This is a genomic window from Nonomuraea sp. NPDC052129, assembly GCF_040680095.1.
In the GTDB taxonomy this organism is placed as follows: domain Bacteria; phylum Actinomycetota; class Actinomycetes; order Streptosporangiales; family Streptosporangiaceae; genus Nonomuraea.
The window spans coordinates 1-24,731 of the sequence record NZ_JBFAVX010000011.1 but is presented as its reverse complement, the minus strand read 5'-3'; the positions used below and the strand labels follow the sequence as shown (position 1 = coordinate 24,731).

19 protein-coding genes and 1 pseudogene are annotated in these 24,731 nt (G+C 69.5%); 9 read left to right on the top strand and 11 right to left on the bottom strand.

Annotated features, from left to right (window positions below):
* Positions 1 to 82: 82 nt before the first annotated feature.
* Genes AB0L53_RS24315 through AB0L53_RS24290 form a run of 6 tightly spaced genes read right to left on the bottom strand, consistent with a single transcriptional unit; the run spans position 83 to position 7,518 of the window.
* Positions 83 to 1,603 carry a M4 family metallopeptidase gene (locus AB0L53_RS24315; RefSeq protein WP_363997812.1) on the bottom strand — a complete coding sequence of 507 codons (1,521 nt, stop codon included), beginning with the start codon at positions 1,601 to 1,603 and terminating at the stop codon, positions 83 to 85.
* Positions 1,581 to 3,626 (bottom strand): lycopene cyclase family protein, encoded by a 2,046-nt coding sequence (locus tag AB0L53_RS24310; protein ID WP_363997809.1) that lies wholly within the window; start codon positions 3,624 to 3,626, stop codon positions 1,581 to 1,583. The genes AB0L53_RS24315 and AB0L53_RS24310 overlap by 23 nt, the downstream gene beginning before the upstream one ends.
* Complete coding sequence (locus tag AB0L53_RS24305) at positions 3,620 to 4,579, bottom strand: polyprenyl synthetase family protein (protein WP_357951359.1); 960 nt, start codon at positions 4,577 to 4,579, stop codon at positions 3,620 to 3,622. Before AB0L53_RS24305 ends, AB0L53_RS24310 begins: the two co-directional genes overlap by 7 nt.
* Positions 4,572 to 6,137: a hypothetical protein gene (locus AB0L53_RS24300; RefSeq protein ID WP_363997805.1), complete on the bottom strand. Its 1,566-nt coding sequence runs from the start codon at positions 6,135 to 6,137 to the stop codon at positions 4,572 to 4,574. The genes AB0L53_RS24305 and AB0L53_RS24300 overlap by 8 nt, the downstream gene beginning before the upstream one ends.
* Positions 6,134 to 6,622 carry a hypothetical protein gene (locus tag AB0L53_RS24295; RefSeq protein ID WP_357951363.1) on the bottom strand — a complete coding sequence of 163 codons (489 nt, stop codon included), beginning with the start codon at positions 6,620 to 6,622 and terminating at the stop codon, positions 6,134 to 6,136. The genes AB0L53_RS24300 and AB0L53_RS24295 overlap by 4 nt, the downstream gene beginning before the upstream one ends.
* Positions 6,619 to 7,518, bottom strand: coding sequence for a cutinase family protein (locus tag AB0L53_RS24290; protein WP_358182890.1), 900 nt, complete (start codon positions 7,516 to 7,518; stop codon positions 6,619 to 6,621). Before AB0L53_RS24290 ends, AB0L53_RS24295 begins: the two co-directional genes overlap by 4 nt.
* Positions 7,519 to 7,748: 230 nt before the next feature.
* Here AB0L53_RS24290 and AB0L53_RS24285 point away from each other — a divergent pair, with 230 nt between their 5' ends.
* Positions 7,749 to 8,153 carry a hypothetical protein gene (locus tag AB0L53_RS24285; protein ID WP_363997801.1) on the top strand — a complete coding sequence of 135 codons (405 nt, stop codon included), beginning with the start codon at positions 7,749 to 7,751 and terminating at the stop codon, positions 8,151 to 8,153.
* 180 nt (positions 8,154 to 8,333) lie between these two features.
* Here the strand turns inward: AB0L53_RS24285 and AB0L53_RS24280 are convergent, their stop codons facing one another.
* Positions 8,334 to 8,870 carry a hypothetical protein gene (locus AB0L53_RS24280; RefSeq protein WP_363997798.1) on the bottom strand — a complete coding sequence of 179 codons (537 nt, stop codon included), beginning with the start codon at positions 8,868 to 8,870 and terminating at the stop codon, positions 8,334 to 8,336.
* A gap of 179 nt (positions 8,871 to 9,049) precedes the next feature.
* On the opposite strand from AB0L53_RS24280, the gene AB0L53_RS24275 reads away from it, so the two are divergent.
* Entirely contained in the window at positions 9,050 to 11,299 is a 2,250-nt protein-coding gene (locus AB0L53_RS24275) for a carbohydrate-binding protein (RefSeq protein ID WP_363997795.1), read from the top strand.
* A gap of 160 nt (positions 11,300 to 11,459) precedes the next feature.
* Positions 11,460 to 11,867, top strand: a pseudogene (locus AB0L53_RS24270) (substrate-binding domain-containing protein); the annotation flags it as partial.
* Between the two features lie 48 nt (positions 11,868 to 11,915).
* On the opposite strand, the gene AB0L53_RS24265 reads toward AB0L53_RS24270, so the two are convergent.
* The gene (locus AB0L53_RS24265; protein WP_363997792.1) at positions 11,916 to 12,935 is read right to left on the bottom strand and encodes a LacI family DNA-binding transcriptional regulator; all 1,020 of its coding nucleotides are present in this window, start codon (positions 12,933 to 12,935) and stop codon (positions 11,916 to 11,918) included.
* Between the two features lie 406 nt (positions 12,936 to 13,341).
* Here AB0L53_RS24265 and AB0L53_RS24260 point away from each other — a divergent pair, with 406 nt between their 5' ends.
* Positions 13,342 to 13,770, top strand: coding sequence for a glycoside hydrolase family 30 beta sandwich domain-containing protein (locus AB0L53_RS24260; RefSeq protein WP_363997789.1), 429 nt, complete (start codon positions 13,342 to 13,344; stop codon positions 13,768 to 13,770).
* Here AB0L53_RS24260 and AB0L53_RS24255 read toward each other — a convergent pair.
* On the bottom strand, positions 13,727 to 15,340 hold the full coding sequence (locus AB0L53_RS24255) for a PLP-dependent aminotransferase family protein (protein ID WP_363997786.1): 1,614 nt from the start codon (positions 15,338 to 15,340) through the stop codon (positions 13,727 to 13,729). The genes AB0L53_RS24260 and AB0L53_RS24255 overlap by 44 nt on opposite strands.
* A gap of 118 nt (positions 15,341 to 15,458) precedes the next feature.
* On the opposite strand from AB0L53_RS24255, the gene AB0L53_RS24250 reads away from it, so the two are divergent.
* The 3 genes from AB0L53_RS24250 (at position 15,459) to AB0L53_RS24240 (ending at position 18,363) form a co-directional block, all read left to right on the top strand.
* Positions 15,459 to 16,442, top strand: a complete 984-nt coding sequence (locus AB0L53_RS24250; RefSeq protein WP_363997783.1) for an aldo/keto reductase — start codon at positions 15,459 to 15,461, stop codon at positions 16,440 to 16,442.
* A 405-nt stretch (positions 16,443 to 16,847) separates the two neighbouring features.
* Complete coding sequence (locus tag AB0L53_RS24245) at positions 16,848 to 17,942, top strand: glycoside hydrolase family 43 protein (protein ID WP_363997780.1); 1,095 nt, start codon at positions 16,848 to 16,850, stop codon at positions 17,940 to 17,942.
* Positions 17,943 to 18,216: 274 nt separating this feature from the next.
* A complete protein-coding gene (locus AB0L53_RS24240) occupies positions 18,217 to 18,363 on the top strand; it encodes a hypothetical protein (RefSeq protein ID WP_363997777.1) in 147 nt (48 codons plus the stop codon).
* A 175-nt stretch (positions 18,364 to 18,538) separates the two neighbouring features.
* Here AB0L53_RS24240 and AB0L53_RS24235 read toward each other — a convergent pair whose 3' ends face one another.
* The gene (locus AB0L53_RS24235; protein WP_363997774.1) at positions 18,539 to 19,741 is read right to left on the bottom strand and encodes an ROK family transcriptional regulator; all 1,203 of its coding nucleotides are present in this window, start codon (positions 19,739 to 19,741) and stop codon (positions 18,539 to 18,541) included.
* 158 nt (positions 19,742 to 19,899) lie between these two features.
* Between AB0L53_RS24235 and AB0L53_RS24230 the strand changes: the two genes are divergently transcribed.
* Positions 19,900 to 23,427, top strand: a complete 3,528-nt coding sequence (locus AB0L53_RS24230) for an alpha-N-acetylglucosaminidase TIM-barrel domain-containing protein (protein WP_363997771.1) — start codon at positions 19,900 to 19,902, stop codon at positions 23,425 to 23,427.
* Between the two features lie 210 nt (positions 23,428 to 23,637).
* Positions 23,638 to 23,799, top strand: coding sequence for a hypothetical protein (locus tag AB0L53_RS24225; RefSeq protein WP_363997768.1), 162 nt, complete (start codon positions 23,638 to 23,640; stop codon positions 23,797 to 23,799).
* Between the two features lie 46 nt (positions 23,800 to 23,845).
* Here AB0L53_RS24225 and AB0L53_RS24220 read toward each other — a convergent pair whose 3' ends face one another.
* Positions 23,846 to 24,061: a hypothetical protein gene (locus AB0L53_RS24220; protein WP_225301007.1), complete on the bottom strand. Its 216-nt coding sequence runs from the start codon at positions 24,059 to 24,061 to the stop codon at positions 23,846 to 23,848.
* Positions 24,062 to 24,731 lie beyond the last annotated feature (670 nt).

The window sequence follows — 24,731 nt, the reverse complement described above, 5'->3', positions numbered from 1 at the left end:
CCCGCCTTATGCCCCTGTGCGTTCGGCTGAGCCTAAGGGCCGCAGACACCTGGTTTCAAAAATTTCAAAGAACCTGCGTCTTTCAGCAAGTGGGCTCGAGAGGGTGAGCGGGGACGCTGACGGCGTTCCACGCGTCGCGTACGGCTCGCAGCCCCTCACAGCCGAACAGCTGCAGCCCCGCCTCCATCGAGGCGCGGCGGACATCCTCGTGGCTCCAGTCGGACAGCTTGCGGTTGAGGGTCTCCATGTAGATCATGGCCGCGTTCTGGACGCCGATGCCGTGCACGACCGAGCCGTTGCAGGTGGGGCTGCCCGGCCGGGCGGCGTCGACGGGGGCGGATCCCTCGGCCAGCAGGTAGAACCAGTGGTTCTGCACACCGGCGGCGGCATGCACCTCCATGATCCGGACGGCCTCGCTGAAGCACTTGGGGTCGCCGGTCAGTGACGGGTCGTACATGTTCCGGATGGGCCCCGAGCCGACCAGGTCGACCTGCTCGCCTATCAGGTAGTCCGGCGGGTCCAGCTGCGCCGGCTCGTTCAGGTACCACTCGGTCACCGTCCCGAAGATGTCGCCGGTCGACTCGTTGAGCCCGCCCTTCTCGCGCGTGCCCCGCGGGCCGCCGGGCGTGAAGTCGAAGATGGCGTGCCCGAGCTCGTGCATGACGACGTCGGTCGACGTCGCCTGCCGCGTTCTGCTGCTGTTGCGGCCGAAAACCGTCTTGAACTGGTCGTAGTACGCGTTCGCGTCGTCGTACCCGACACGCATCGGGAAGCTGCGGCCGTAGCCGTCGAACCCGCCGGGCTTGCTCAGCCACCGTTCCAGCATGTCCCAGCCCCCCTGCGCCGCGTGCATGGCGTCCACGCAGGCGGTGACCAGGTCGGTGCCGGTGCCGTTGCCCCAGTCGTCGTCGGGGTCGGTGTAGGTGCGGCCGTCCATGCCGCCGCAGCGCACTCCCGACCGTACGGGATCGGACATCCCGTACAGGGTGGCCGATCGGGTCGTGTCGAAGGAGACCTGGCCGTGGTAGAAGCTGTTCCCCACGCCGTCGAGCACCTCGTCCCAGGAGTCGATCACCTTGCCGGTGCGGGCGTCGACGAGGACGCGCATCCGGCTCGGGCGCGTGCCCTTGACGCCGGTGATCACTGTCTCGTACGCCAGCACGCCGCCGCCGCGCGCCAGGACCGTCAGCGTGGGCGGCGTCATGTCGCTTCCCGTGCCTACCTCGCGGCGGGCCGCCGCGCCCGCGTCCTGCGCGGACACCTCCGGCCGGGTTTCCACCGACAGTGCCTGCTTCTGGTTGACCGAGGTGCTGAGGACGCGGCCGTCCGCGTCGGTGACCACGACGAAGTCTCCGCCGCGTACGGGCAGGCCCGCGTACGTACGCTCGTACGGGACATAGCGCAGCCCGTGAGCCCCGGACACCACGCGGCCCCGCACGAGCTCGTCCTGGCCGGAGCGGTGGATCAGCTCCGGCCGGTCGGCGACGAGGCGGTCGGCGGCGGAGGCGGCCAGGGCCGAGGGGTCGGGCGGCGCTGCGGCGATATAGGGCGGAACGGTCAGTAACGCCGCCATCGCCACCTTAAGGACAGTCGCACGTCTCATCGGGGGTGATCCTTTCCATGACGTCCGCGGACGGGGCATCGATCGAGGCGCTGATCGTCAGAACGTGCGCGCGCAAGATACGCGTCGCGCGCGCGACGGGGACGCGGCTGGCGGCGCGCAGGGCGAGGTCGATCTCGGCGCGGCAGGCCCGCGACGCCGCGGCCAGCGCGGTCGCCCGCCCGTGCGGCTCGTTCGCGCCGGTGAGGCCGGGCATGCCCAGGAGCTGGGGGATCATCGAGGTCCGCGCCGCGAGCATCGCCCGGGTGGTGGTGGCCAGGCGGGTCGGCCCCCCGCGCAGCGCCAGAACGTCCTCGGCCAGCAGGAACGCCCGTCCGCAGTGCGCGCCGAACTCCCTGAGCGCCTCCATGACCGCCGTGCCGGCGCCGCCGAGCTGCGCCCCGATCCGTACGGGGAACTCAAAGAGCGCGGCGAACAGGTCGCCGGCGTCGGTCGTGCCCGGGTCGGCGATCCTTTCGGCCCTGATCCTGGTGAGCTCGGCCAGCCAGTCGGCGAACGCCCAGGACGCCTCCGGAGCCGACTCCGCGACCAGGCGGGCGGCCTGCGACAGCAGGAAGTCGCAGGCCAGCACGGTGACGGCGGACTCCCAGTCGACCCCGCGCGCCCGCCCCCGCATCGTCGCGCCCGCGTCCGGTGCCCCCGCTTCCGGCGCGCCGATCAGGGACAGGGCGCCGAGCGCGGCCAGGTCCATCGCCGCGCCGGCCCCCGCCAGCTCGGCCCGGGGGTGCGCTCCGGCCGCGACGACCCCGGCCAGCAGCAGCGACGCCGGGCGAAGCCCCGACCCTGTGGTGAGCAGCCGCGCGATGAAGGGCCACTCCTCGCGTACGGCGGACACGGCCGTCTCGGCGCAGGCGGCCAGGAACGGGCCCAGGTACAGCCGGTCGTCCGGGTTCAGCTCGACCGGCTCGGCCGCCTCCCCGGCCGACAGCACCCCTCGCCGGGCGAGGGCGAAGATCGGCTGGTCGCTGTGCGCGGTGGCGGCCAGGACGCGCCAGGCCAGATGGTAGCGGCGGGCCGCGTGGCGGGCGGTCTCGAAGTGGCCGACGTACGCACGGGCCAGCCGCCGTACGTACGCCTCGCGCGCGGCGCCGGGATCGTCCGGATGTGCGGCGATGGCGTCGGCCGCCAGCAGCGCGCTCTGCACCGCGTAGCCGAGCCCTTCGCCGGTGAACGGGTTGACCAGCCCGGCGGCGTCCCCGACCAGCAGCCGGCCCTCGTACCCGGCGAGCGCGGGGGCGAATCCGGTGCTGACCGGCCCGGACACGAGCTCACCGAGGGGCCGGGCCGTCGCGAACGCGGGGTCGGCCCCGGCGAGCCGCTCGATCGCCGAGGCCAGCAGATCGGCCGCGCTCTCCTGGCGGTCTCCGATGCGGACGGCGCCGACGGTGCACCTTCCCGGTCCCGCGGGCAGGATCCAGATCCCGGCGGGGCGCTCGTGCGGATCGGCAGGGGAGGGGGGCGTCAGATGGAGCAGCATCCGGGAATCCCGCTCCGGCAGAGCGAACCGCTGGACGACGGCCATGCCCTCGCCGTGCGGCCGCCTGCCGGGCAGCGAGCCCGTCGCGAGGACGACATGCCGGGCCAGGACCGCCACCTCGTCGGCGCCTCCGGCGATCATCGCCCGGTGCCCGTCGGGGTGCGGTTCGCAGCGGGTCATGCGCCCCGGCAGCAGGGCCGCGCCGAGATCGGTGGCGAGCCCGCGCAACCGCGTACGAAGCCACTCACGGTCGCAGACGGCGGCGCCGACACCGGGGAGCGGACGGGCCGGGCCGTCGCCGAACCGGACATCGACCCTCTCCACTGGCCATACCCCGTCGAAGGCCGCGATTCCAAGGGCGCGCAGGGAGTCCATGGCGGAGGCGCTGAGCGCGACGTCGTGGGTCGCGCCCGGTTCGCCGCCGTCCACCAGCAGGGTGCGCAGCCCGTGCCGGGCCAGCGCCGCGGCCGTCGCGCCGCCCGCCGGTCCCGCCCCGACCACCAGCACGTCCGCGCGGGGGGTCAGCATGGGGCCTCCCGCCACAGCGAGGTGGCGACGCTGAGCAGCGCCTGGCGGCCCGCGCCGCCGTCGCCGAGGGCGGCGAGGGCGGCGAGCGCCTCGTCGTGGGCGGCGCGGGCCAGATCGTGGGCGGCGCTCATGCCGCCGTAGGCGATGACGAGCGTACGTACGCGCGGCAGGTCCGCGGCGGTGAGGGCCGGGTCGAGCAGGAGCGCGGCCAGCTCGCCCGACGGCGCGTCACGCAGCGCGCACAGCGTCGGGGCGCCGAAGAGCCCGAGCAGATGATCGGTTCCGGCGGGTTTGCCGGAACCGGTGGCCGGTCCGGCCAGGTCGAGGCAGTCGTCCAGGATCTGGAAGGCGACCCCCAGCTGGCGGCCGAAGGCGGCCAGCGCCTCGGCCCGGGGCGGTCCCAGCCGCGCCTCCGCCGCCCCGAGCACGCAGCACAGCCGGAACAGCGCGCCGGTCTTGCGCTCGACGAGCTCGTCGTAGTCCGCGAGTGTGTACGTGGTGTCGAAGGCGCGTTCCACGTCCAGCAGCTCGCCCTGAGCCAGGTGGGCGACGGCCGCGCTGATCAGCCGGTTCGGGCCGGTGCCCAGGTCGGCGGCCTCCGTACCGGCCAGGGCCAGGCAGGACAGCCCGGCCAGCACCGCCAGCTCCGGCCCGGCAACCAGGTGCGCGGCAGGGGCGCCGCGGCGGGTCGGCGCCCGGTCGATCACATCGTCATGCACCAGAGAGGCCAGGTGCAGCAGCTCCACCACGGCGCCGAGCCGCACGACCCGTTCCCTGTCGTGCGGGCCGCACCGCGCGGCGGCGCCGAGCAGCGTCGAGCGCAGGCGCTTGCCCGGCCGGTCGACGAACCCGGTCACCAGATCGCGGGCCGGCCGGGGGAGCCCGGCCACCAGCCCGCGCAGCCTGTCCTGGACCTGAGCCGAGTAGGCCGTGGCGGCCGTGGCCTCAGGCATCCGCCCCGACCGGGCCAAGGTACTGGACGGTCGGCACCCGGCTGAGGATGGTGTGCATCTTCTGGTAGAGGTCGTCGCCGTTCATCATCGTGAGGAGCTGCTGCCGGTTCATGCCCACGGTCTGGGCGAAGAGCGCGTGGATCTGCTTGGCGGCGTTGTACTCCTGGGCCGACAGTCGCGGGCGCAGGCCGTCCACCACCTTGCCGACGTCGCTCACGTGCTGTGAGGTGATCACCCGGTCAGGGGTGTCGGGCGTGGTCAGGACGGTCTCCAGAACCGATCGGTACGTTTCGTACAGATGCTTGGCGTAGTCCTTCTCCAGGGCGCTGGCCTCCTTGCCCTTCACGCGGTCGACGAGCGCCTGGAAGTTGACGTAGAACAGGCGGACCAGCATCCGGCCCACCCGGCTGCGCAGCAGGAAGTCGTCGCGGAACCGGTCGGCGAGCTTCTCGTCCCCCACCAGCGGCAGGTCGTACATCTCGCCGGCCCCTTCCAGGAAGGAGCAGTTCACCTGGGTCCAGTCGATCCGGGTCCTGCCGTCACCGCCCAGGCACACGGCCGCGCCGGCGTCGCCGTCGTGCAGGCAGAACCCGGTGTCGACCTGCACCATGTCGTCGAACATGTAGAAGTCGTGGTTCGTCAGGAAACCGAGGTCCACCGGGGTCACGCCGATGCCGACGACGATGCTGGAGGTGTACCAGCTACCGGCGCCCGCCTTGTCCACCTTCATGTCGAAGTCGATCACGTCGCAGGTGACGGGGAAGTCGGGGTCGCCCAGGTCCAGGTACGGCCGGACGTTCATCTCGGCCAGGATGGGCCCGATCCGTGTGCACAGCCCCGAGTAGTCGGAGGCCATGCCGACGAGCATGCCGATCAGCGGATGGCGGACGCCTATACGTGGCATCTCCTGGTTCTCGCTGGTGGTGAACTCGTCGAAGTTGTCCAGGTCGGTGATCTTGACGACCGCCGCGTCGACCAGGTTGCGGCCGTCCTTGCGCAGACTGGTGAACCGGGTCAGCTCCCCGATGGCGGGGCCGGTTCCACCCGCCCAGGTCCCCTGCACGATGACATCGCCCGGGACAGCGCCGTGCGTCGATCCGACCGCGTGCCCGGCGGTCAGGATGGAAGGGGCTCCGCCGTTGGACAGATCGCGGACGAGGCAGCCGAACGTGCCCCAGTCATCTGTCCTCTCGTTGCCGATCCCGACGCCCTGGTTCGCGGTTTTCCGCAGCGTGGCGTCCTGGGCCGCCGGGCCCCGCCGGCCGCCCGTAGGTCTGCCCGTGCGTCCGAACGAGTACGGGCCGGCCTGGATGACGTCCACACCCCATTTGCGGCCGTCCACCTCGACCGTTCTGGGCAGCAGGCGACTGCGCGCCACGTACCCCTGCGGGCGCTTCTTGGCCACCGACGCGATGACCACGGGCTCGTCGGTCAGCTCTCCACCGCGCCGACGGAACCCGTAGCCGAACGCGGTGGTGCCGGGGACGGCGGCGAACGCCCCGAGCACGGCCTCCTTCCCGCGCCTCAGCGCCTCCTCATGCTCAGGAAGAAGTCTCATGAACGTCGGTCCCCCTTCAGCCGGAGATGGCGTTGCCGCAGCCCACCGAGCCAGAACACGGCCGCGGTGTCGTCGTTGGGGCTGAAGTCCGTGGACACCGTCGCCACGGCCAGCGCTGTCAGCGCCGTCAGCGCATCGCCGCCCTTGTCGGCGGCCTTATGGGCCAGCCCGTCGAGCAGCCGGTCGCGGGAGGCGTCGGTCAGACCGGCCGCCGCGAGGTCGCGTACCGCGTCCCGTACGAGCTGGAAGCGTGTGGGGGCGAGCTCAGGCAGGCGGCCCCGCAGGCGCTCGGCGGTGGCCCGCGACACCCCGTGCTCGTCGGGGAACGGCACGGGATAGACCGCGCCTAATCGCGCGACCTGGAGGACCATCTCGATCTCCTGGCCGGTCAGCGTCTGTTTCGGGGGAGTCGCGGCCCCGGTCACCCCCGCCAGGATCGTCACGCCGGCGGCGCGCAGGACGTAGCGGCGCGTGAGGTGGTTCACGCCTGGGCCTCCTTGACGTCGGGAGCGGGCCGGCCACCGCAGCCGGCCAGGGCTGTGGGCGTGCCCGCCTTACGTACGCCGGACTGCAGCGACGGGCAGAATCCCTCGGGCAGCGGCGGCATCGGCTTGAGTACGGGCGGGGAGGAGGGCGACTGCTGCAGCCGCCTTGCGAAGGCGACCGCCATCGCCCTGTAGACGAGCAGTTCCTGGCAGCAGACCGGATAGTCCTGGGTGTGGATCTGCCACAGGAACAGACCCACCGTGACGGCCCAGTCGGGGGTCTTCTCCTCCGGCGCGTCGCAGATCGGATCGCCGACGATGCAGAAGTCGGTGGTCCTGTCCTGGATGTCGGCGGGCAGGACCTTCCTGCCCAGGATGCCGCCGCCCACGCGTGTGTTGGGCAGGCCGTTGTCGGCCCCGACGGTCGCGTCGTAGGAGGTGTCCCCGCCGCTCTGGGGGTCGGAGATCATCAGCACCGCCCGGATGGCCTTGCGCTCCTCGGCGTCCAGCATGGGGAGCGCCTGGTTGATCACCATCGCGCCCTGCGAATATCCGATCAGGCCGATGTTCATCCCCGGGCACATGCGTACCAACCGGCGTACGGCGATCGTCAGGATCCACTTCCCATCGTTCACCGACGGCAGGAACGCCTTCAGGCTGACGTTGCCCGCGGGGTAGGGCAGGGAGTACGTCTTGGTCTGGTCCGCCGGCAGGACGGTCAGCGCTTCCTGGGCGTACACCCCCGTCACCCCGGACATGCCCAGCGGATCGTTCATGGCCTGCGCGGAGCCGCGCAGCCCGATGATGAAGTACGAGGCGCACTGCAGCCCAGACCGCGCGCCCTTGGTGGCCACCGCGTTCGGCGCCGGGACCAGCGCCAAGATCAGCAAAGTCACTATCGGCAGGATCCGACGCATATGGGTCCTCCTCGTGGCGATGTTCAGGACAATGACAGAACGCGCTGTCTTATCGCTGTCATCGGACAGGCATCGCCCTCCACCGATGTCAGCGCGATGAAGTCGGGTCCTGTGGGGCTCAAGAACTCGAATCGCTTCCAGGGCAGAGGCAGGGGTGCCGAGTGGCTGGTCCGGGTTGCTTGGGATCATGTCGCGCGATCTTGTCTACGGTGTACGCCGTCACCCGTCGTCTGCTGTCTTTGCCCGCGCTGCTGGTCCGCAGGAGTGTTTCCAAGGAGGCGGAACTGCTGGTCCTGCGTCATCAGAACGCGGTCCTGTGCCATCAGAACGCGGTCCTACGCCGGCAGATCCCGCGGGTGCACTACGAAGGGGCCGACCGTCTGTGGTTGGCGGCGCTTGTGCGTCTGATCCCTCGCCATCGCTGGGCGGAGATCTTCTTGATAACCTCGGCCACCCTGCTGGCCTGGCACCGCAGTCTCGTGGCGAGTAAGTGGGACCACAGCAATCGTCGCCGTCCCGGACGGCCACCCAGCGCAGCCGCGGTCAAGACCTCACCTTGCGCATGGCCGCGGAGAACCCGAGGCGGGGCCACCGGCGCGTTCACGGTGAACTGACCCTGTACGTGCCGAAAGCCTCATCTGTGCAGCTCAGGCGGCGCTTTGGTGCTCGTGGAGGATGCCGCCGAGTCGATCGCGCCGGCGGACGTCGAGGCCGTTCAGCTGTTCCGGTGCGATGATCGGTTGGGGGAGCGGGCGCAGGGGAGTCGCGGCGCGGAGAGTCCGGTGGGGCCGGTGTTAGTTGTAGAAGGATTCGTACTCGCGGAGCGCGTGCCTCAGGTGGGTCAGGTTCACGATCAAGGCGCGGTCGAGGAACTCGGCTCTACACGAGCGCACCCAGCGTTCCATGATTGCGTTTATGCGCGGTACTCGGATGCCGGGCTTGACGATGGCGATGCCTTCGTCTTCGAAGACCGCGTCGAATGCGGCCGCGTACCTGCTGTCGCGGTCCCGGACCAGGTACTTCGTCGTGGCGCCGGCGTCGCGGAGGTCCATGACGAGGTTCCTCGCGAGTTGGGTGGTCCAGGCTGCGGTGGGGTGGGCGGTGGCGCCGAGGACGCGGACGCGGCGGGTGGCGTGCTCGATGACGGCGAAGACGTACAGCCGCACGCCGGTCAGGGTCTGGGTCTCGAAGAAGTCAGCAGCGAGAATGGCCTGCGCTTGGCTGCGCAGGAAGGTGCTCCAGGTTTGGCGGTCGCGCTGAGGTGCGGGCTCGATCCCATTGCGGTGGAGGGTCTCCCATAACGTGGAGGGGGCGACCTTGATTGCCAACATGGCCAGCTCGCCATGGATGCGTCGGTAGCCGGGTTCTCCCGGGCCAGGCCCAGGACGAGGGTTTGGATGCGGCGGCGGGTGGGCGGCTGGCCAGGCCGTTTCGGGCGGGATGCCTTGGCGTGGTGGCGGCGTAGTAGGTCGCGGTGCCAGCCTAGGGCGGTGTCGGGGGAGACGATCAGGTGGAGCTGTCGCAGCCTGAGCCGGAGGAGTTGGTGGAGCAGAGCGGCGAGGAACGCCCGGTCGGATCGGGTGAGGCGGGGTTTGTCAATCTGACGTTGCAGGACGACGAGTTGGTGGCGCAGCGCCAAGATTTCGATGTCCTTGTTGGTAAGATCATCGAGGTGCCGGCGTACCGCAACGTCGACGAGCCCGGCCACACCGGCGGCTACCTCGCGTTCGGGCCGGGCGGGAACCTGTACATCGGCCCGGGTGACGACACCAATCCCAACGGGTCCAGCGGCTACGCCCCGATCGACGAGCGGCCGGGCCGGGAGCATTACGACGCCCAGCGGTCCGCGGCCAACACCAACGACCTGCGCGGCAAGATCCTGCGCATCCACCCCGAGCCCGACGGCACCTACACGATTCCGTCCGGCAACCTGTTCACGTCCGGCACCGCCAAGACGCGGCCGGAGATCTACGCGATGGGCTTCCGCAACCCGTTCCGCTTCTCGGTCGACAAGGTGACGGGCTGGATCTCGCTGGGTGACTACGGCCCCGACGCCGGCGCCGCGAATCCCAGTCGCGGTCCCGAGGGCACCGTCGAGTGGAACCTGATCAAGCAGCCGGGCTTCTACGGCTGGCCATACTGCGTCGGCAACAACATCCCGTTCAACGACTACAACTTCGCCACCAACACCTCGGGCGCGAAGTTCAACTGCTCGGCACCGGTCAACGACTCGCCCAACAACACCGGCGTGACCAATTTGCCCGCGGCCAAGCCCGCGACGGTGTGGTACGACTACCATGCCTCGGCCGAGTTTCCCGAGATCGACTGCTGCGGCGGTGCCGCCCCGATGGGCGGCCCCTTCTACCGCTACGACCCGGCCAGTGGCTCTGACCGCAAGTTCCCCGAGTATTTCGACGGCACGCCGTTCCTCTATGAATGGAGCCGCAACGTCGTCAAGGAGTTCCGGCTGGACTCCTCGGGCAACCTCCTGAAGATCAACCCCTTTGTGGCACAGCTCGCCCCGCATGCGCCGATCGACATGAAGTTCGGTCCGGACGGCGCCCTGTACATGGCCGACTGGGGCAACGGATTCGGCCACACGAACACCGATGACAGCGTCTACCGGGTCGACTACGTTGCCGGAAACCGCGTGCCCCTGGCCAAGGCGAGCGCCAACCCCGACTCGGGCGCGGCGCCGCTAACGGTGGCGTTCTCCTCGGCCGGCTCATCCGACCCCGACGGCGACGCGATCACCTACGCGTGGGACTTCGGCGACGGCGGGACCTCCACCAGCGCCAACCCGTCCCACACCTACAGCGCCAACGGGACCTACACGGTCAAGCTGACCGTACGGGACTCCGGCGGGAAGACGGGCAGCGTCACGTTGCCCGTCGTCGTCGGCAACAGCCGTCCCAAGGTCGTCTTCTCGGCTCCGCCCGACGGCGGGTTCATCGACTTCGGCGACAAGGTGACCTACACGGTGAACGTCACCGACCCCGAGGACGGCGCCGTCGACTGCACCAAGGTCAACGTGATCACGGCGCTCGGCCATGACCAGCACGCCCACGACACCGGCCAGTACACCGGTTGCTCCGGGACGGTCACGACCACCGCGTCCGGCCATGACGAGGCCGCCAACGTCTACTACGTCCTGTCCGCCGACTACACCGACAAGGGCGGTCTGAAGGGCAGCGCCGGCATCACCCTGCAGCCCAAGCACAAGCAGGCCGAGCACTTCACCGGCTCGTCCGGAATCCGGATCGTCGACGAGCCCGGAGCCGAAGGCGGCAGGCGCATCGGCGACATCTCCAACAACGACTGGACTTCCTTCAGCCCGATCAACTTGTCCGGGATCGACACGGTGTCCTTCCGCGTCTCGGCGCCGTCCAACACCGGGGCGTCCATCGAACTGCACGCCGACTCGCCGACCGGGGCTCTCATCGCCTCCAGCCCCGTGCCGGCGACCGGGGGATGGAACACCTACGTGTCCCTGCCCGCGGTGCAGATCACCGATCCCGGTGGCACCCGCAATGTCTACGTCGTGTTCAAGGCGCCGTCCGCGAACTCGTTCGACATGGACTCGTTCACCCTCAACGGCAGGGGCGTCGGGCAGGGCGACGGCTCGCCCCCGGGCAGCACGAGCGCGCTGCGGGGTCTGGGGTCGAACCGGTGCCTCAACGGAGCCTCGCCGACGAACGGCGCGCAGGTGCAGATCTGGGCGTGCAACGGCCAGAACAACCAGAAGTGGACCCGCGTCTGAACGCCATGTGACGTCCGAACCCTGGAGCCGGCCCGCTCTCTTGCGGCGGCTCCAGCGGTTTGGACGGCGAGGGCAATTGTTCAGGGTGTTCTGTGCGTTCCCGGAGCTACACGCAGATGCCCTTCTACCGAGGACGTTTCACCGGTAGCAGCGGACCCGTGGCTGGCAGGACGCGCTGCGGGCGACCGGACGGCCCCTGCCCGAGTCCCTGCAGGCCGGCTGGACTCCCCGCTCCGGATACCTCGCGGGGCGCTCCCTGCTGGCGGACCACTCGGTGACCGCCATCCTGTGCGGCAACGACGACCTTGCCCTGGGCGTCATGCGGGCCGCGCGCGAGGCCGGACGGGATATCCCCGGCGACCTCAGCGTGGTCGGCTTCGACGACACCCCGGCGTCGGCCTACCTCCACCCCTCGCTCACCACCGTACGGCTCGACTTCGAGGGTCTCGGCCGCGCGTGTTTCGGTCTGCTGCTGCGCAGGCTGCAGCCGGAGACCGCTCTGTCCCTTCCGACCTGGAACGAGCCGGAACTGATCGCGCGGGAGAGCAGCGGCCCGTCGCCGGCCTGAGGCTCACCTGTGAGCAGGCGGCCGCCCCGCTGTCCTGGAGGCCAGGCTTCAGCTCAGGCGTGCGGGAGGGCCGGTGCTGCCGCGGACGACGAGTTCAGTGGCGAGTTCGATGCGGCTGTGTGACAGCGGCTCGCCATGGGCGAGCTTCAGCACCATCGAGGTGGCCGCGGAGGCCATCTGTCTGAGGGGCTGGCGGATGGTGGTCAGCGGCGGGATGGCCCACCGTACCGAAGGCATGTCGTCGAAGCCGATCACGCTGAGATCGTCCGGAATGCGCAGGCCGAGCTGATGAGCCGCATGGTAGACGCCGATGGCCTGACCGTCGTTCGTGGCGAAGATCGCGGTCGGCCGGTCGGGCAGGCGCAACAGATGTTGCGCTGCTGCCAGACCGCCCTCGATGAAAAAGTCCCCACGGGCGACCAACCGCTGGTCAACGGGCACGCCGGCCATGTCCAGGGCGGTGCGGTAGCCGTCGAGACGGGCCCGGCTGGACAGGGCGGAGTCCGGCCCGGTGATGATGGCGATGCGGCGATGCCCGAGCTCCAAGAGATGGCGGGTGGCCGAAAGGCCGCCGTTCCAGTTGCCCGCACCGATCGACGGGATGTTCTTGCCGGGTGCGTCGGCCGGATCCAGCAGGACCAGCGGGATCTCGCGGCGGGTGAGCTGTTCGTGCTGGGCTTCCGTCAGACCGGAGAACACGGCGATCACTCCGCTCGGACGGCGTCGCAGCACACCCTCCACCCAGGCGTCTCCAGCGGTGTGGTCGCGGCGGAGGTCCGATATTCCCACCATGAGCTCATGCTCACGAGCCACCTCCGCCACGCCGTTGGTGATCTCGACGGGATAGTCGCCCTCCAACGCGTGGAAGACCAGCTCCACCAGGGCCATCGAGGTGGATCGGCGGCGCTGCCGCCGGTAGCCGTACTGGCGGATGAGCTTTTCCACGGCGGCGCGGGTTTCAGAGGACACCGCGGATCGGCCGTTCACTACCTTGGAGACCGTCGCGGTGGAAACTCCGGCCAGCTCGGCGAGCTGGGCGATGGTGAGGGGAGACGACTCCGTGGTCATGGCGGCAGTCTAGCTACGGAGGGCCGACAGGCGGCTTGCCGCGTCTCGCAAGATCAAGGCTTCCGTGCCCTTCAGAGTCGTCTCTCCCGTGCCGCCTTCGCCGGAGGCCTCGGCGACCCTGGATGACCAGGCGTTGCCCGACCCGCGCTCCGTCACTGTGCGAGCGCCGGCATTTCCGCATGACCCGGGCGGGCTCGGCCTTGCCCGAGCCCGCCACGCCGGTTCCACCCGGAGCTGATCGCGTGCCGTGATAGCGCTCACCCGATGGGGCACGCCTTTGCGGCGAAAGTCAGGAACATCCGAGCCGGACCCGTGTCACGCCATTAGCGCTGCAGTGTCAGCAGACCCGGCCGGTAGGGCAGGAGACCGTAGTCACCGCCGGGACCTCTGGCCCCAGGCGCTCGACGTGGGGGAGCACATCCACCGCGCCATGGTGGACGCCGAGTTCCAGGCGTACATCTGGTGGTACATCCGGCGCAGCTACGGCCCCATGCGGGAGGACGGCCAGATCAGCAAGCGCGGGGCTAACATGGCGCATTTCGCCAGGTTCGTCCGCCCCGGATATGTGCGGATCGGGGCGACGGCGAATCCGGCGTCGAACGTATACGTCTCGGCGTACCGGGGCGGTGACTCCACGGTGGTCGTCGCCATCAACAAGGGGACCTCTGCGGTGAGCCAGCAGTTCACCCTGGCGAACGGCACCGCGTCCAGGGTCTCGTCCTGGCTGACCGACGCGAGCAGGAACGTCGCACCCCAGGGCACGACCGGCGTGTCGAACGGTTCTTTCACCGTCACGCTTCCCGCTCGAAGTGTGATGACCTTCGTGACCGCGTGACCGGCGCCATCGTCCAATACGACGACTGGGGGTCGCCATCCGCGCCCCGCCCGGCCCGCCGACCGCGGGCGCTCTGTGCGGATGCGGTCAGGGATGCCGCGAGGCGGTGGATTGCGGTGACGACGTGGGGCTCAGGCGTCGCCGCGTGGCCGAGGAGCAGCCCGGGGCGTCTGGCCGGTTCCTGGGCGTGCGCGGACAAGGGCTGCACGTCCACGCCATACGCCGCGGCCCGGAAGGCTGCCTCTCTGTCATCGATGTCTTCGGGCAGCCAGCCAACGACGTGCAGGCCCGCATCGGCGGGCGTCACCGACAGGACGCCGTCGAGCTCTTGACGCGCCGCCCGGACGAGGGCCGCCCCGCGTTCCGCGTACAGGGCACGCATCCGCCGGACATGCCGGGCGAAGTGCCCGTCGGCGATGAAGTCGGTGAGGGCGGCCTGCTCCAGCGCGGGGACGTGCGCGGCCGCGAAACGTTGCCCGGCCGTGAAGGCGTCCACCAGTTCGTCGGGCACGATCAGGTATCCGATGCGCAGCGCGGGGAACAGCACCTTGCTGAAGCTGCCGACGTACACCACTCGTCCGGCACCGTCCAGGCCCTGGAGTGAGGGAAGTGGATCTCCGATGTAGCGGTACTCGCTGTCGTAGTCGTCCTCCAGGACATAACTGCCGGCGGTGCGGGCCCAGTCCAGCAGCGCAAGGCGGCGGTGCAGGCTCATGGTGACGCCCAGCGGGAACTGGTGCGAAGGGGTCACATAGGCGATGCGGGCGTGGGGAGCCCGGGCGTTCCCGGCGTCGATGTCCAGGCCGTCGGCGCCGACGGGGACCGGGACCGGGGTGGCTCCCGCGGCGATGATCGCTCCGCGAGCACCGTAGTAGCCCGGGTCCTCCATCCACGCGTCGTCACCCGGGTCGAGGAGAAGCCGGGCGGCCAGGCTGAGACCGGCCTGTGCGCCGCCCACAACCAGCACCTGTTCCGGGGTGCAGCGCACCGCCCGGGCCATGCCGACATACGCGGCGATGGCCTCGCGCAACGGCTGGTAGCCGGCGGGATGCTGGTAACGCAGGAGGGAACCGGCCGACCGGCGGGCTCGTCGTGCCACCACCTTGCCCCATAGCTCGGCGGGGAACGCGTCGATCGCCGGTCGGCCGACCGGGAACGCCGGCGGGCCCGAGCCGGGGCCATCCATGGTGTGCCTCATCCGCCACCGCACGCCGGCCAGGGCGGCGCCTTGGGCCGACAAACGCGGCGGCTGCCGTACGTTCGGGGGTTCGTGGACGGGAGCCGCCGCAGGATGGGGTATCCGCAGGAGTGCCACAGTGGTGCCCGCGCCGACCCGCCCGTCCAGGTAGCCCTCGTCACGCAGCCGCTCGTACGCGGTGACCGTGGTGGTGCGCGACACACCCAGCTCCGCCGCGAGCGTACGCGAGGACGGCAGCCTGAGCCCTGGCCTGAGCTGGCCGGACAGGATGGCGTCGCGGATCCGCTCATAGAGGTGGCGCGAGAGCGCGATACCCGGAGCGGGGGCGAGCGTGATGCCGGCCGCGGCGAGGGAGGGGGATTGCTTGGGCATGATCGGCCAGAAATGGACTTGCCGGTTGACGAAGAAATGGCTCTTCAGACGGTACCAAGTGCGGGCCTACAGTGCGCAGGCGGACGAACCGCATGAAGATTCATTGAGGAGCGGTGAGATGTCCATCTTGACCAGGAAGCTCGGGCAGACGGGGCTGGAGGTCAGCGCGATCGGGCTGGGTTGCTGGGCGATCGGCGGGCCGTTCCTGCTCCGCGGCATGCAGGACGGCTGGGGGGAGGTGGACGATGACGAATCCGCTCGCGCGATCAACCGCGCCGTCGACCTGGGTGTCACCTTCTTCGACACCGCCGACGTCTATGGCACCGGCCGCAGCGAGCGGGTTCTCGGCCGCGCCCTACGGAATCGGCGCGACGCCGTCGTCATCGCCACGAAGTTCGGCTACACCTACGACGAGGTGCGGAAGGAGATCACCGGCACCGACACCTCCGCCGCGTACGTCCAGCGCGCATGCGAGGCGTCCCTGGCCCGTCTGGGCACTGACTACATCGACCTCTACCAGATGCATGTGGGAGACCTCGACGCCGCTGCCGCCGAGGACGTCTTCGCCGAGCTGGAGAGCCTGGTCGACAAGGGCATGATCCGCAGCTACGGGTGGAGCACCGACGATCAGGAGCGGGCCCGTCGACTGGCCGGTCGGCGTGGGACGGCGGCGGTGCAGTTCGCCATGAACGTCCTCAGCGACGCACCCGGAATGATCGAGGTCTGCGAGGAGAGCGGCCTGGCCGGCCTGGCTCGTTCGCCACTGGCGATGGGTCTGCTGACCGGCAAGTTCACCGCCGAGTCGCGGCTGCCCGCCGATGACGTACGCGCCAGCGGGCACTCTTGGGTGAGCTATTTCCGCGACGGACGTCCCGACCAGGACTCCCTCGACCGGCTCTCCGCCATCCGGGAGATCCTCACCAGCGCCGGCCGCACTCTCGCCCAGGGCGCCCTGGCCTGGATACTCGCACGGAGCGACCAGATGATCCCCATTCCGGGGTTCAAGTCGATCGCTCAGGCAGAGGAGAACGCGGCGGCCCTCGAGCGTGGCCCGCTGACCCCGGCTCAGCTGGGCGAGATCGACGCATTGCTGGCTCGCTGATCCGGAGGGGCCGTACTCGGCGCACCCGGCAGTTCGTACGGCTCGCCGCAGAAATAGCGGTTGAGCGCGTCAACGGCGGCCAGCAGCATGCGAGCGACAGCAGGCCCGCGGCGACGAGCACGGCGACCGTCATGCGCTTACCATTCATTGGCCTTCCTTTGGATGGAGGTCGTGGAAACGATCTCCATCCTGGTGGCGTCGGCGGCCGTCTCTCGTCAGCACTCGTGACGATCTTTCCCTGCGACCAGGGTCGCATCCCGGTAGTTCTCCAGGCTGACAAAGCCGGAGTGGCCACCGCGGCGCGGTCTCGCGTTCGGCGGGGCGGGATCTTGAATGAGCTCCGAATCTATTAGTAAACTTTGTTTAAAGATTACCTGCGGGCGGCCCGCGGGTAGAAGGAGCCTCATGAGAAGACATGCTCTCCGACCGGTGGTCCTCGCCCTCGCCCTGACCGCCGTCGGCGGCACCGCCGCCTCTCCCGCCAACGCCGCACCGGCCGCCGAGCCCGCCAAGAAGCCCGTAGCCCTCGGCCGCACCACCCTGGGTGGTGCCGACCCCAGTGTCATCCGGGTCGGCGGCCTCTACGTCGCGGCCAAGTCGGTGAACGGCGGCGTCGCCGTACGGACGGCGACCACTCTCGAGGGCATCGCCGCCGCGCCCCCGCGCCAGGTGTGGAAGGACACCGGCAACCTCGGTGAGGTGTGGGCGCCCGAGATCGTGCACCACGACGGCCAGTACCACATCTACTTCTCGGCGGGCCGCAGCGCCGCCCACCGGATGTACCACATCAGCTCCGCCACCGCCGACTCCGGCTATTCCGCCGCGACGAAGGTCGCCCTGCCCGGCGACAAGTGGGCCATCGACGGCGCGCCGTTCACCTTCAACGGTCAGCGCTGGTTCGTGTGGTCCGGCTGGGCGGGCGACACCAACGTCGAGCAGAACCTCTACATCGCCCGGATGAGCGGCCCGACCACGGCCACCGGCGGCCGTTACATCATCTCCCAGCCGCGCGAACCGTGGGAGCGGGTCGTCGGCAACCCGTTCATCAACGAGGCTCCCGAGCCGATCCTCGACCCGAATGGGCAGTTGCACATCGTGTACTCCGCGAACGGCAGTTGGAGCAGCAAGTACTGCCTCGCCGATCTGCGGCTGCGCTCCGGCGGTGACCCGACGAACGTGTGGGACTGGTACAAGAGCAACGGTTGCCTGTTCGGCTCGTACGCGGCGTACATGATGGACGGCTGGACCCCGACGCTGCACGTGGACGGCCCGGGTCACCACACATTCGTGCTGGAGCGCGGCGACATCGCCACCAGCCCGCCGTCCGGCAACCGGTTCCCGACCATATACCACGCTGTCGCCAAGGGCACGCCGTACGAGTGGTCCAACCGGTACTGGTACACCGGCACGGCCGTCTGGTGGAGCAAGACCACCTACCGGCGGGCGAACGTGCCCGGCCCCAACACTGACATCGGGTACAGCCTTAAGTTCTTCGAATGACAGTGACCGCGGGGACAACCCGTATGTCGGCTGAAACCCCGACAATGAGGCGAACGAGAACGCGAGGCTCTGCGTCTAATCCCTACATCTGACCGATCTTGAACGCCTCGCGGAGATTCATATTGATGTGCGCCTCCGTACGACGGCCCTCCTGCTCGCGGCCGCGATGCGGCCGGCTCGCCATCGGCGAACGCGACTCCTGCCGGGAGCCTCGTACGGGAAGGGCGGGTCGGCTTGTACGGCTCCAACGCGTTCAAGGTGGACGTCAAAGCGCTTGACCAACCGCGACCTCACCGTGCTCAAGATGGAGATCACGGCCACCGGCGAGGGCGGCTCCAGCAGCGGGGACTTCGGCTACGACGGGTTACCCACGCAGAGCGTGAGCTTCGGCAGGTTCCGGCTGTCATGCGACGGTTCTTGATGTGCTGGCGGCCGGCCTGGCCGCCCTCTTGACCGGGGTGTCGGCGGTTCATGCGGTGAGCGGTGGTAACCCGGTGGCCGATGGCACCTGGCGCTTCGTGACCGCGGTGAACGTCGGCGGGGGGCGCGCCTCGGTCGTCAACGTCCTCGTCGGCGTCGCCACAGAAGACCCTCGGTCAGCAGACGGTCAGGGTGTTACGCCACACCTCGTCCAGGGCCATCTGGATCGCGCCAGTGAGCACAGTGCCCTCGGCCAGCTCCGACAGTTCCACGCTGGGCGGGGTGAGGGTCAGGTCTTCGAGGTGCCGGGCGATCGCGTCCAGCAGGACCGCGCCGGCTCGGGCGATGCCACCACCGATCACGATCACATGCGGGGACAGTACGAGGACCACGGGCGCGATCGCCTCGGCGAAGACGGCGGCGACCCGGTCGACGACCTCGGCGGCGATAGGGTCGCCCCCGGCGGCGGCCGCGAAGACGGCGGCCGCGTCCGTCGCACGGGCGATCCCGGACTCCGGATGCTCGGCGGCGCGGCGGCGGGCGAGATTGACGATCGCCTCGGCGCCGATCGCGCGCTCCAACGGCCCACGACCGTCCCCAGCCGCGTCGGGAAGGTCCGAGTCGGGAAGGATATCTGCAGGACGAATGAAACCGATTTCACCGGCCTGGCCCGCGCCCCGATGCAGCCGTCCGTCGATGACGACACCGGCCCCGAGCCGCTCGCCCCACTGAACCGCGAGCAGGGTGCCCGCGCCGGTGCGCTGGTGGGCCGCCGCCAGCGCGGCCAGGTTCGCGTCGTTCTCCACCGTGACCGCGCACCTGAAACGAGCCCGCAGGCGGCCGGCGAGGTCGATCTCCGACCAGCCCGGCACACTCGGGACGAACAGCACCCGGCCGGTGGTCTCCTCGACGATGCCCGGGGTGGCCGCGCTGACCGCCGTGATCTGCTCGGCGGCCAGGCCGGCCGTCGCCAGCGCTTCATCCGTCGCCTCGTCGACCGCCTCGAGCAGGTGCCGAGCGCTGCGCCGGCCGACCGTCCGGCGAATCACCGCGAGGCGCTCACCGGCCAGGTCGGCGATCCCCGCCGTCACGGTGTGCGGGCCGACGTCCAGGCCGAGCACGGGTGCCGCCCGGCCGTTCAGGGAGAACCGCGTCGCCGGTCTGCCCACCGTGGCCGGCCGTGGTGCGTGCTGCCGTAGCCAGCCGGCGGCCAGCAGATCCTCCACGGCCTGGGCGACCGTCGGGCGGGTGAGCTCGGTCAGCCGACTGAGTTCGGCCAGCCGTACGGGCTCGGGTGCGCGCCGTCGGACCGCGTCGAGCACCGCGGCCCGGTTCATCCTCCGCAGCACGGGTGTGCCCGCCGGCCGCTCCTCCGTCATCCGCGCCCCTTGCTGTCCGGTTCGTGAATATCCGTCGTGAGATCTTGACCTCTGGTCGCCTGCGGCTGAGTATATATCGCAAAGACGTTACGAAAAGTCTTTACATAACTCTTTCTATAGTAGGCCCCTTAGTCGCCCCCCTCGGAGGTGGCCGCCCGATGACCCGTTCCGGCGAACCCCACAGCCCCTTACCGCGCCGATGGCGAACGCACCTGACGGCACTCGCCGCCGTCCTGCTCACGATGTTCACCGCGCCGTTCGTCTCCCCACCCGAGGCGGCGGCCGACACGCCTGCCCGGGTCGACAGCCCAGCCGCGCAGGCGCTGGAGCGGTTGGTCGGGACATCGCGCGCCAAGCAGGTCACTCTGCTCACCATCGCCAAGGGCACGGGCCGAGACCGGTTCCAGGTCTACGGTGCCAACGGCCGCCTCGTCGTGGCCGGCACGACGCCCGCGGTTCAGCTGACCGGCTTCGGCTACTACCTGCGCCAGGTGGCGCACGCCGACATCGCGATCAACGGCTCCCAGGTCGACCTGCCCGAGCGTCTTCCGTTGCCCGCGGCGCCCATCGCCAGAGACTCCTCGGTGGATCATCGCTTCGCCCTCAACGACACCAACCAGGGGTATGCGGGGGCGTATCTGAGCTGGCCGGAGTGGCAGCGGCGGATCGATGTCCTCGCGCTGCACGGCATCAACGAGGTGCTCGTCTACGAGGGCCAGGAGGCGGTCTACCAGCGGACTCTCATGCGGTTCGGCTACTCCGACGAGCAGACGCGCCAGTGGATCCCGCAGCCGGGCCACCAATCCTGGTGGCTGCTGCAGAACATGTGCTGCACCGACAGCCCGATCTCCCAGCAACTCATCGACCAACGGGTCCAACTCGGCCGCAAGATGGCCGACCGCCTGCGCTCGCTGGGCATGGTCCCGGTGCTGCCCGGCTATTTCGGTACGGTGCCGACCGACTTCAAGGCCCGCAATCCGGAGGCCAACACGGTCCCGCAGGGCACCTGGAACCAGCTCGAACGCCCACACTGGCTCGACCCCACCAATGCGGTCTTCGCGCGTGTCGCGGCTACGTTCTACCAGGTGCAGACCGAACTGTTCGGTGCCAGCACCATGTACAAGATGGACCTGCTGCATGAGGGCGGCAGGGCCGGAACGGTCAACGTCGCACAGGCGTCACAAGCCGTACAGCGGGCGTTGAACACCGCCCATCCCGATGCGCTGTGGACGATCCTGGGATGGCAGAGCAACCCGCTGCCGGCGACACTCCAGGCCATCGACCGGAGCAAGATGTTCATCGTCGACGGCATCAGCGAGGAACCCGGCATCACCGACCGGGACAAGGACTTCTTCGGCACCGGGTACGCGTTCGGCACCATCTGGAACTTCGGCGGTCACTTCAACCTCGGCGCCCGGCTGACGCTGTGGAACGAGAAGTTCCACGCCTGGCGTGACAAGCCCGGAACGGCGATGAACGGCATCGCGCTGATGCCGGAGGCCATCGACAACAACCCGGCCGCGGTTGCGTTCTTCGCCGACATGCCATGGCAGGACAGCCCGGTCGACATGCGGCAGTGGTTCGCCGACTACGCCACCGCGCGGTACGGCGGCGAGGATCCGCACGCCAAGGCGGCCTGGCAGATCCTCCTCGACACCGTCTACAGCTGGCCCGCCGGCGCCGACTCCCGGCACGTCACCGGCCTGTACGACGACGAGCCCGGCCTGGCGAACACCGGCTACCCGCTCCAGTACGACGTCGCCACCTTCGACAAGGCGCTCGACGAGCTCCTCCAGATCGACGGGCGCCTGCGCGGTTCCGGCGCCTACCGCTACGACCTCGTCGACGTCGCGCGGCAGGTGCTGGCCAACCACAGCCGGCTGCAGCTCCCCAAGATCCGCGCCGCCTACCGGGCCAAGGATCTCGAACGCTTCGAGCGCCTCACCGGCCAGTGGATGGACCAGATGCGGCAGATGGACCGGCTGCTCGGCACCGACGAGAACTTCCTGCTCGGGGTGTGGCAGAAGGAAGCCCGCCGGCAGGCCGCCACACCGGCCGAGGCGGCGACGCTCGACTACAACCTCAAGTCGCTGGTCACGATCTGGGCCGCCGACGCCCGTCTGCAGGACTACGCCCGCAGGGAGATGAACGGCCTCGTCGGGCAGTACTACGCGAAGCGCTGGCAGATGTTCTTCGACAGTCTGAAGGCCGCGCTGCGCTCGGGCAAGGATTACCCCGAGCCGATCGACTGGATGGCCGTCGCCCAGGACTGGGCCAAGGCCGGCACCAAGCTCATCTCCGAGCCGCGTGGCCACGCCTACGCCGAAGCGAGCAAGGTGGCCGCACAGCCGGACGGCGCGGTGACCGTCGGGGTCGATCGCAAGGGCGTCAAGCCGGGTGGGACCGTACAGGTGACCGCCGCGTTCACCAACGACAACACGCTGCGGCCCACCGGCAGGGCGACGCTCCAGCTCGCTGCCCCGGACGGATACCAGGTGCGGGCGACCTCCCCGACCCGCGCCGACCACGTCGCCCCGCGCGACAAGCTCACCGTGACGTGGATGGTGACCGTTCCCGCCGACGCGGCCCCGGGTGGAACCCCGGCGCTGGACGTCACCGCCTCCTGGCGATCTGACGAGCTCGCCCAGCAGGACGGGGCCTCGACCCGCCTGCTGATCGCCGGAGCCGCGCCCGCGTCGTACAAGACGATGAGCAACACGCCGGCCGAGTTCGCTCCCACCAGCGACGGGATCGCGATCGCGGCGAGCGGTGCGGACCTTTGGAAGGAGACCAACGAGCTGGCCACCGCCTACCGCGCGGACGCACTGGCCGACGGGCAGCAGCTCACCAGCACGGTGCTGCGACAGGACGGCGCGTCGGAGTGGACCCGGTCCGGGCTGGTGGTGAGCGACGATCTGGCCACCTCCGGGTCCACCGGCTACGCGAACATCGCCGTCACCCCCGGTCACGGCTGCGTGTTCAGCTGGGATTCCGACGGCAACGGGCAGCTCGACTCGTACACCGAAGTGGGTGGATTCACCCCGCCCGTACGCGTGCGCGTCGGAAAGTCCGGCGACCAGCTCACCGGCTCGTGCAGCAGCGACGGCAAGAACTGGTCGGTGATCGGGTCGGCCCGCGTCCCGGGCACCGGCGCCACGCTCGACGCCGGCCTGTTCGTCAGCGCGGCCAACCGAGACACCGGCCAGCAGGCGACCGCCGTGCTGACCGATCCCGCGTCGACCCCGTCGACCGCCCGCGACGGCGCGGGGGACACGCTGCAGAGCCTCCGCAAGCCGGTCACGGCGCTGAGCTGGGAGTCGAACCGAGGCCCCGAGTACGTGAACGACGGCAACCGGGCCAACTCGCCGTACTTCGCCAGCCAGATGACCTGGGACACCACCTGGTGGAAGGTCGACCTGGGGACGGTCAACGACATCTCACGCGTCAACGTACGCAACTATGTCGGAGGCGGGCGCTACTACGAGTACCGGCTGGAGGGCAGCCTCGACGGCGTCACCTGGTACACCCTCGGCGGCCGTCGTGGCCCCAAGGCCGCGACCGACGCCGGAGACACGATGACCACCGAGGCGAAGGCCCGGTACGTCCGGGTGATCGGCACCCACAACACCGCCAACCTGTCCTTCCACCTCACCGAGGTCAGCGTGTACGGCACGCCGGCGCAATAGGAGCCGTGAACGTGGGCGTTTCCCAACCTTGATCACGAGGGCGGGAACGCCCACGCGAACGGCGAAGCCGTCAGGTCGTCCGACGTTCTGCGCGCGCCTCCGTAACTTCCTGTGCGCTCCTCCGTAACTTTCTGCGAGGGAATAGGGGGCGGTACCGGGAGCCAGGGGGCGCACGGGGACGCTCCGGAAAGAGGGTGCTCAGTGCCCAGAATGACGTGGCTTCGGGGACCGCTGCTGACCGGCGTGCTGGTCGTGACCAGCCTGGTGACCGCCACACCGGCGCACGCCGACTTCATCAGCGCCAACTCGACGCGGTGGGCCATCGGACGCCGGTGGCCCACCCCGCGTGCGGAGCCGGGTCTCCCTGCCTGAGCCGTGAAGCGGCTGGATCGAGACGGCTGGGCGAATCGATCGCCCGCTAGGGGCTCTTCTGCCCTCGGTCGAATGCCCCTGTGTGGTTCATGATCGTGGTGACGAGGGTGGCTGTCGCGATGAACGTACCCCCGCTCCATCCAAGGGCTCCTACCATCGGCACCCCATTCTCTCTCGCCACGATGAAGGCGATGAGCGCGATCACCAGCGAGAGAAGCATGTCGATGGTTAAGCAGAGCGCGATGCGCAGGGTGATGCTCACTTCTTTCTCATTTCGGTCCGATGGATCGAGATCGGAGAAAGCGTGCGGCGCTCGGTCGACCTCGGCGGCGTCAATGTCCGGACAGGTAAGCCGGGAACTGTCCCTTTCGTCTGTTGATCTAGTGGCAGGCTCAGGCTGGCGTCAGGACGGATCGCCGTTTCGGCGGTGCTCGTCCATCGCCGCCCTAGATTATGGCGGTTCGCGAGCAGCCGCGCAGGTGCAGATGCATGTGCATGTATGGATTTTCCCCTGCGGGATAACAATCCTCCACCGGCGCGGCTTCTCGGGAGAAATTACCGATGCGTTTAGGTCTCATAGAAGCACATAATCCACAGAACGTTAATATGTGACTACGTAAAGTATCTGCACGTGCAGGCTGGCCGCTGGGCTGGGTCGGCGGCTGGCCACTGTACGCCGCGCCGCAGGCGGCTGTGGCCGCGCCAACAGCGGGGCGTCGGGGAAGGCACCGCAGGGTCGGATCCAGGTGGACCGGACGGCGGAGGCCGACGCGTCCAAGGGCGGCGAGGTCAACTCCGGAGTCGAGCTCGACCGACCTGGTGATCGTCACAGCGTCGGGGGCCCCCGCGCCCGCCGAACAGCACGCCGGGCCCCCGAAACACGGGGGGTGATAGGGGGGGGGTAGAAAATAAAAAAAAGAAAAGGAAGAAAA

Bases quoted from the DNA above. Each gene is read 5' to 3' on its own strand.
- AB0L53_RS24250 (WP_363997783.1), top strand. From the start codon at position 15,459: ATGTCCATCTTGACCAGGAAGCTCGGGCAGACGGGGCTGGAGGTCAGC.
- AB0L53_RS24245 (WP_363997780.1), top strand. From the start codon at position 16,848: ATGAGAAGACATGCTCTCCGACCGGTGGTCCTCGCCCTCGCCCTGACC.
- AB0L53_RS24300 (WP_363997805.1), bottom strand. From the start codon at position 6,137: ATGAGACTTCTTCCTGAGCATGAGGAGGCGCTGAGGCGCGGGAAGGAG.
- AB0L53_RS24310 (WP_363997809.1), bottom strand. From the start codon at position 3,626: ATGCTGACCCCCCGCGCGGACGTGCTGGTGGTCGGGGCGGGACCGGCG.
- AB0L53_RS24265 (WP_363997792.1), bottom strand. From the start codon at position 12,935: ATGACCACGGAGTCGTCTCCCCTCACCATCGCCCAGCTCGCCGAGCTG.
- AB0L53_RS24305 (WP_357951359.1), bottom strand. From the start codon at position 4,579: ATGCCTGAGGCCACGGCCGCCACGGCCTACTCGGCTCAGGTCCAGGAC.
- AB0L53_RS24230 (WP_363997771.1), top strand. From the start codon at position 19,900: ATGACCCGTTCCGGCGAACCCCACAGCCCCTTACCGCGCCGATGGCGA.
- AB0L53_RS24235 (WP_363997774.1), bottom strand. From the start codon at position 19,741: ATGACGGAGGAGCGGCCGGCGGGCACACCCGTGCTGCGGAGGATGAAC.
- AB0L53_RS24255 (WP_363997786.1), bottom strand. From the start codon at position 15,340: ATGCCCAAGCAATCCCCCTCCCTCGCCGCGGCCGGCATCACGCTCGCC.
- AB0L53_RS24315 (WP_363997812.1), bottom strand. From the start codon at position 1,603: ATGAGACGTGCGACTGTCCTTAAGGTGGCGATGGCGGCGTTACTGACC.
- AB0L53_RS24280 (WP_363997798.1), bottom strand. From the start codon at position 8,870: ATGTTGGCAATCAAGGTCGCCCCCTCCACGTTATGGGAGACCCTCCAC.
- AB0L53_RS24225 (WP_363997768.1), top strand. From the start codon at position 23,638: ATGACGTGGCTTCGGGGACCGCTGCTGACCGGCGTGCTGGTCGTGACC.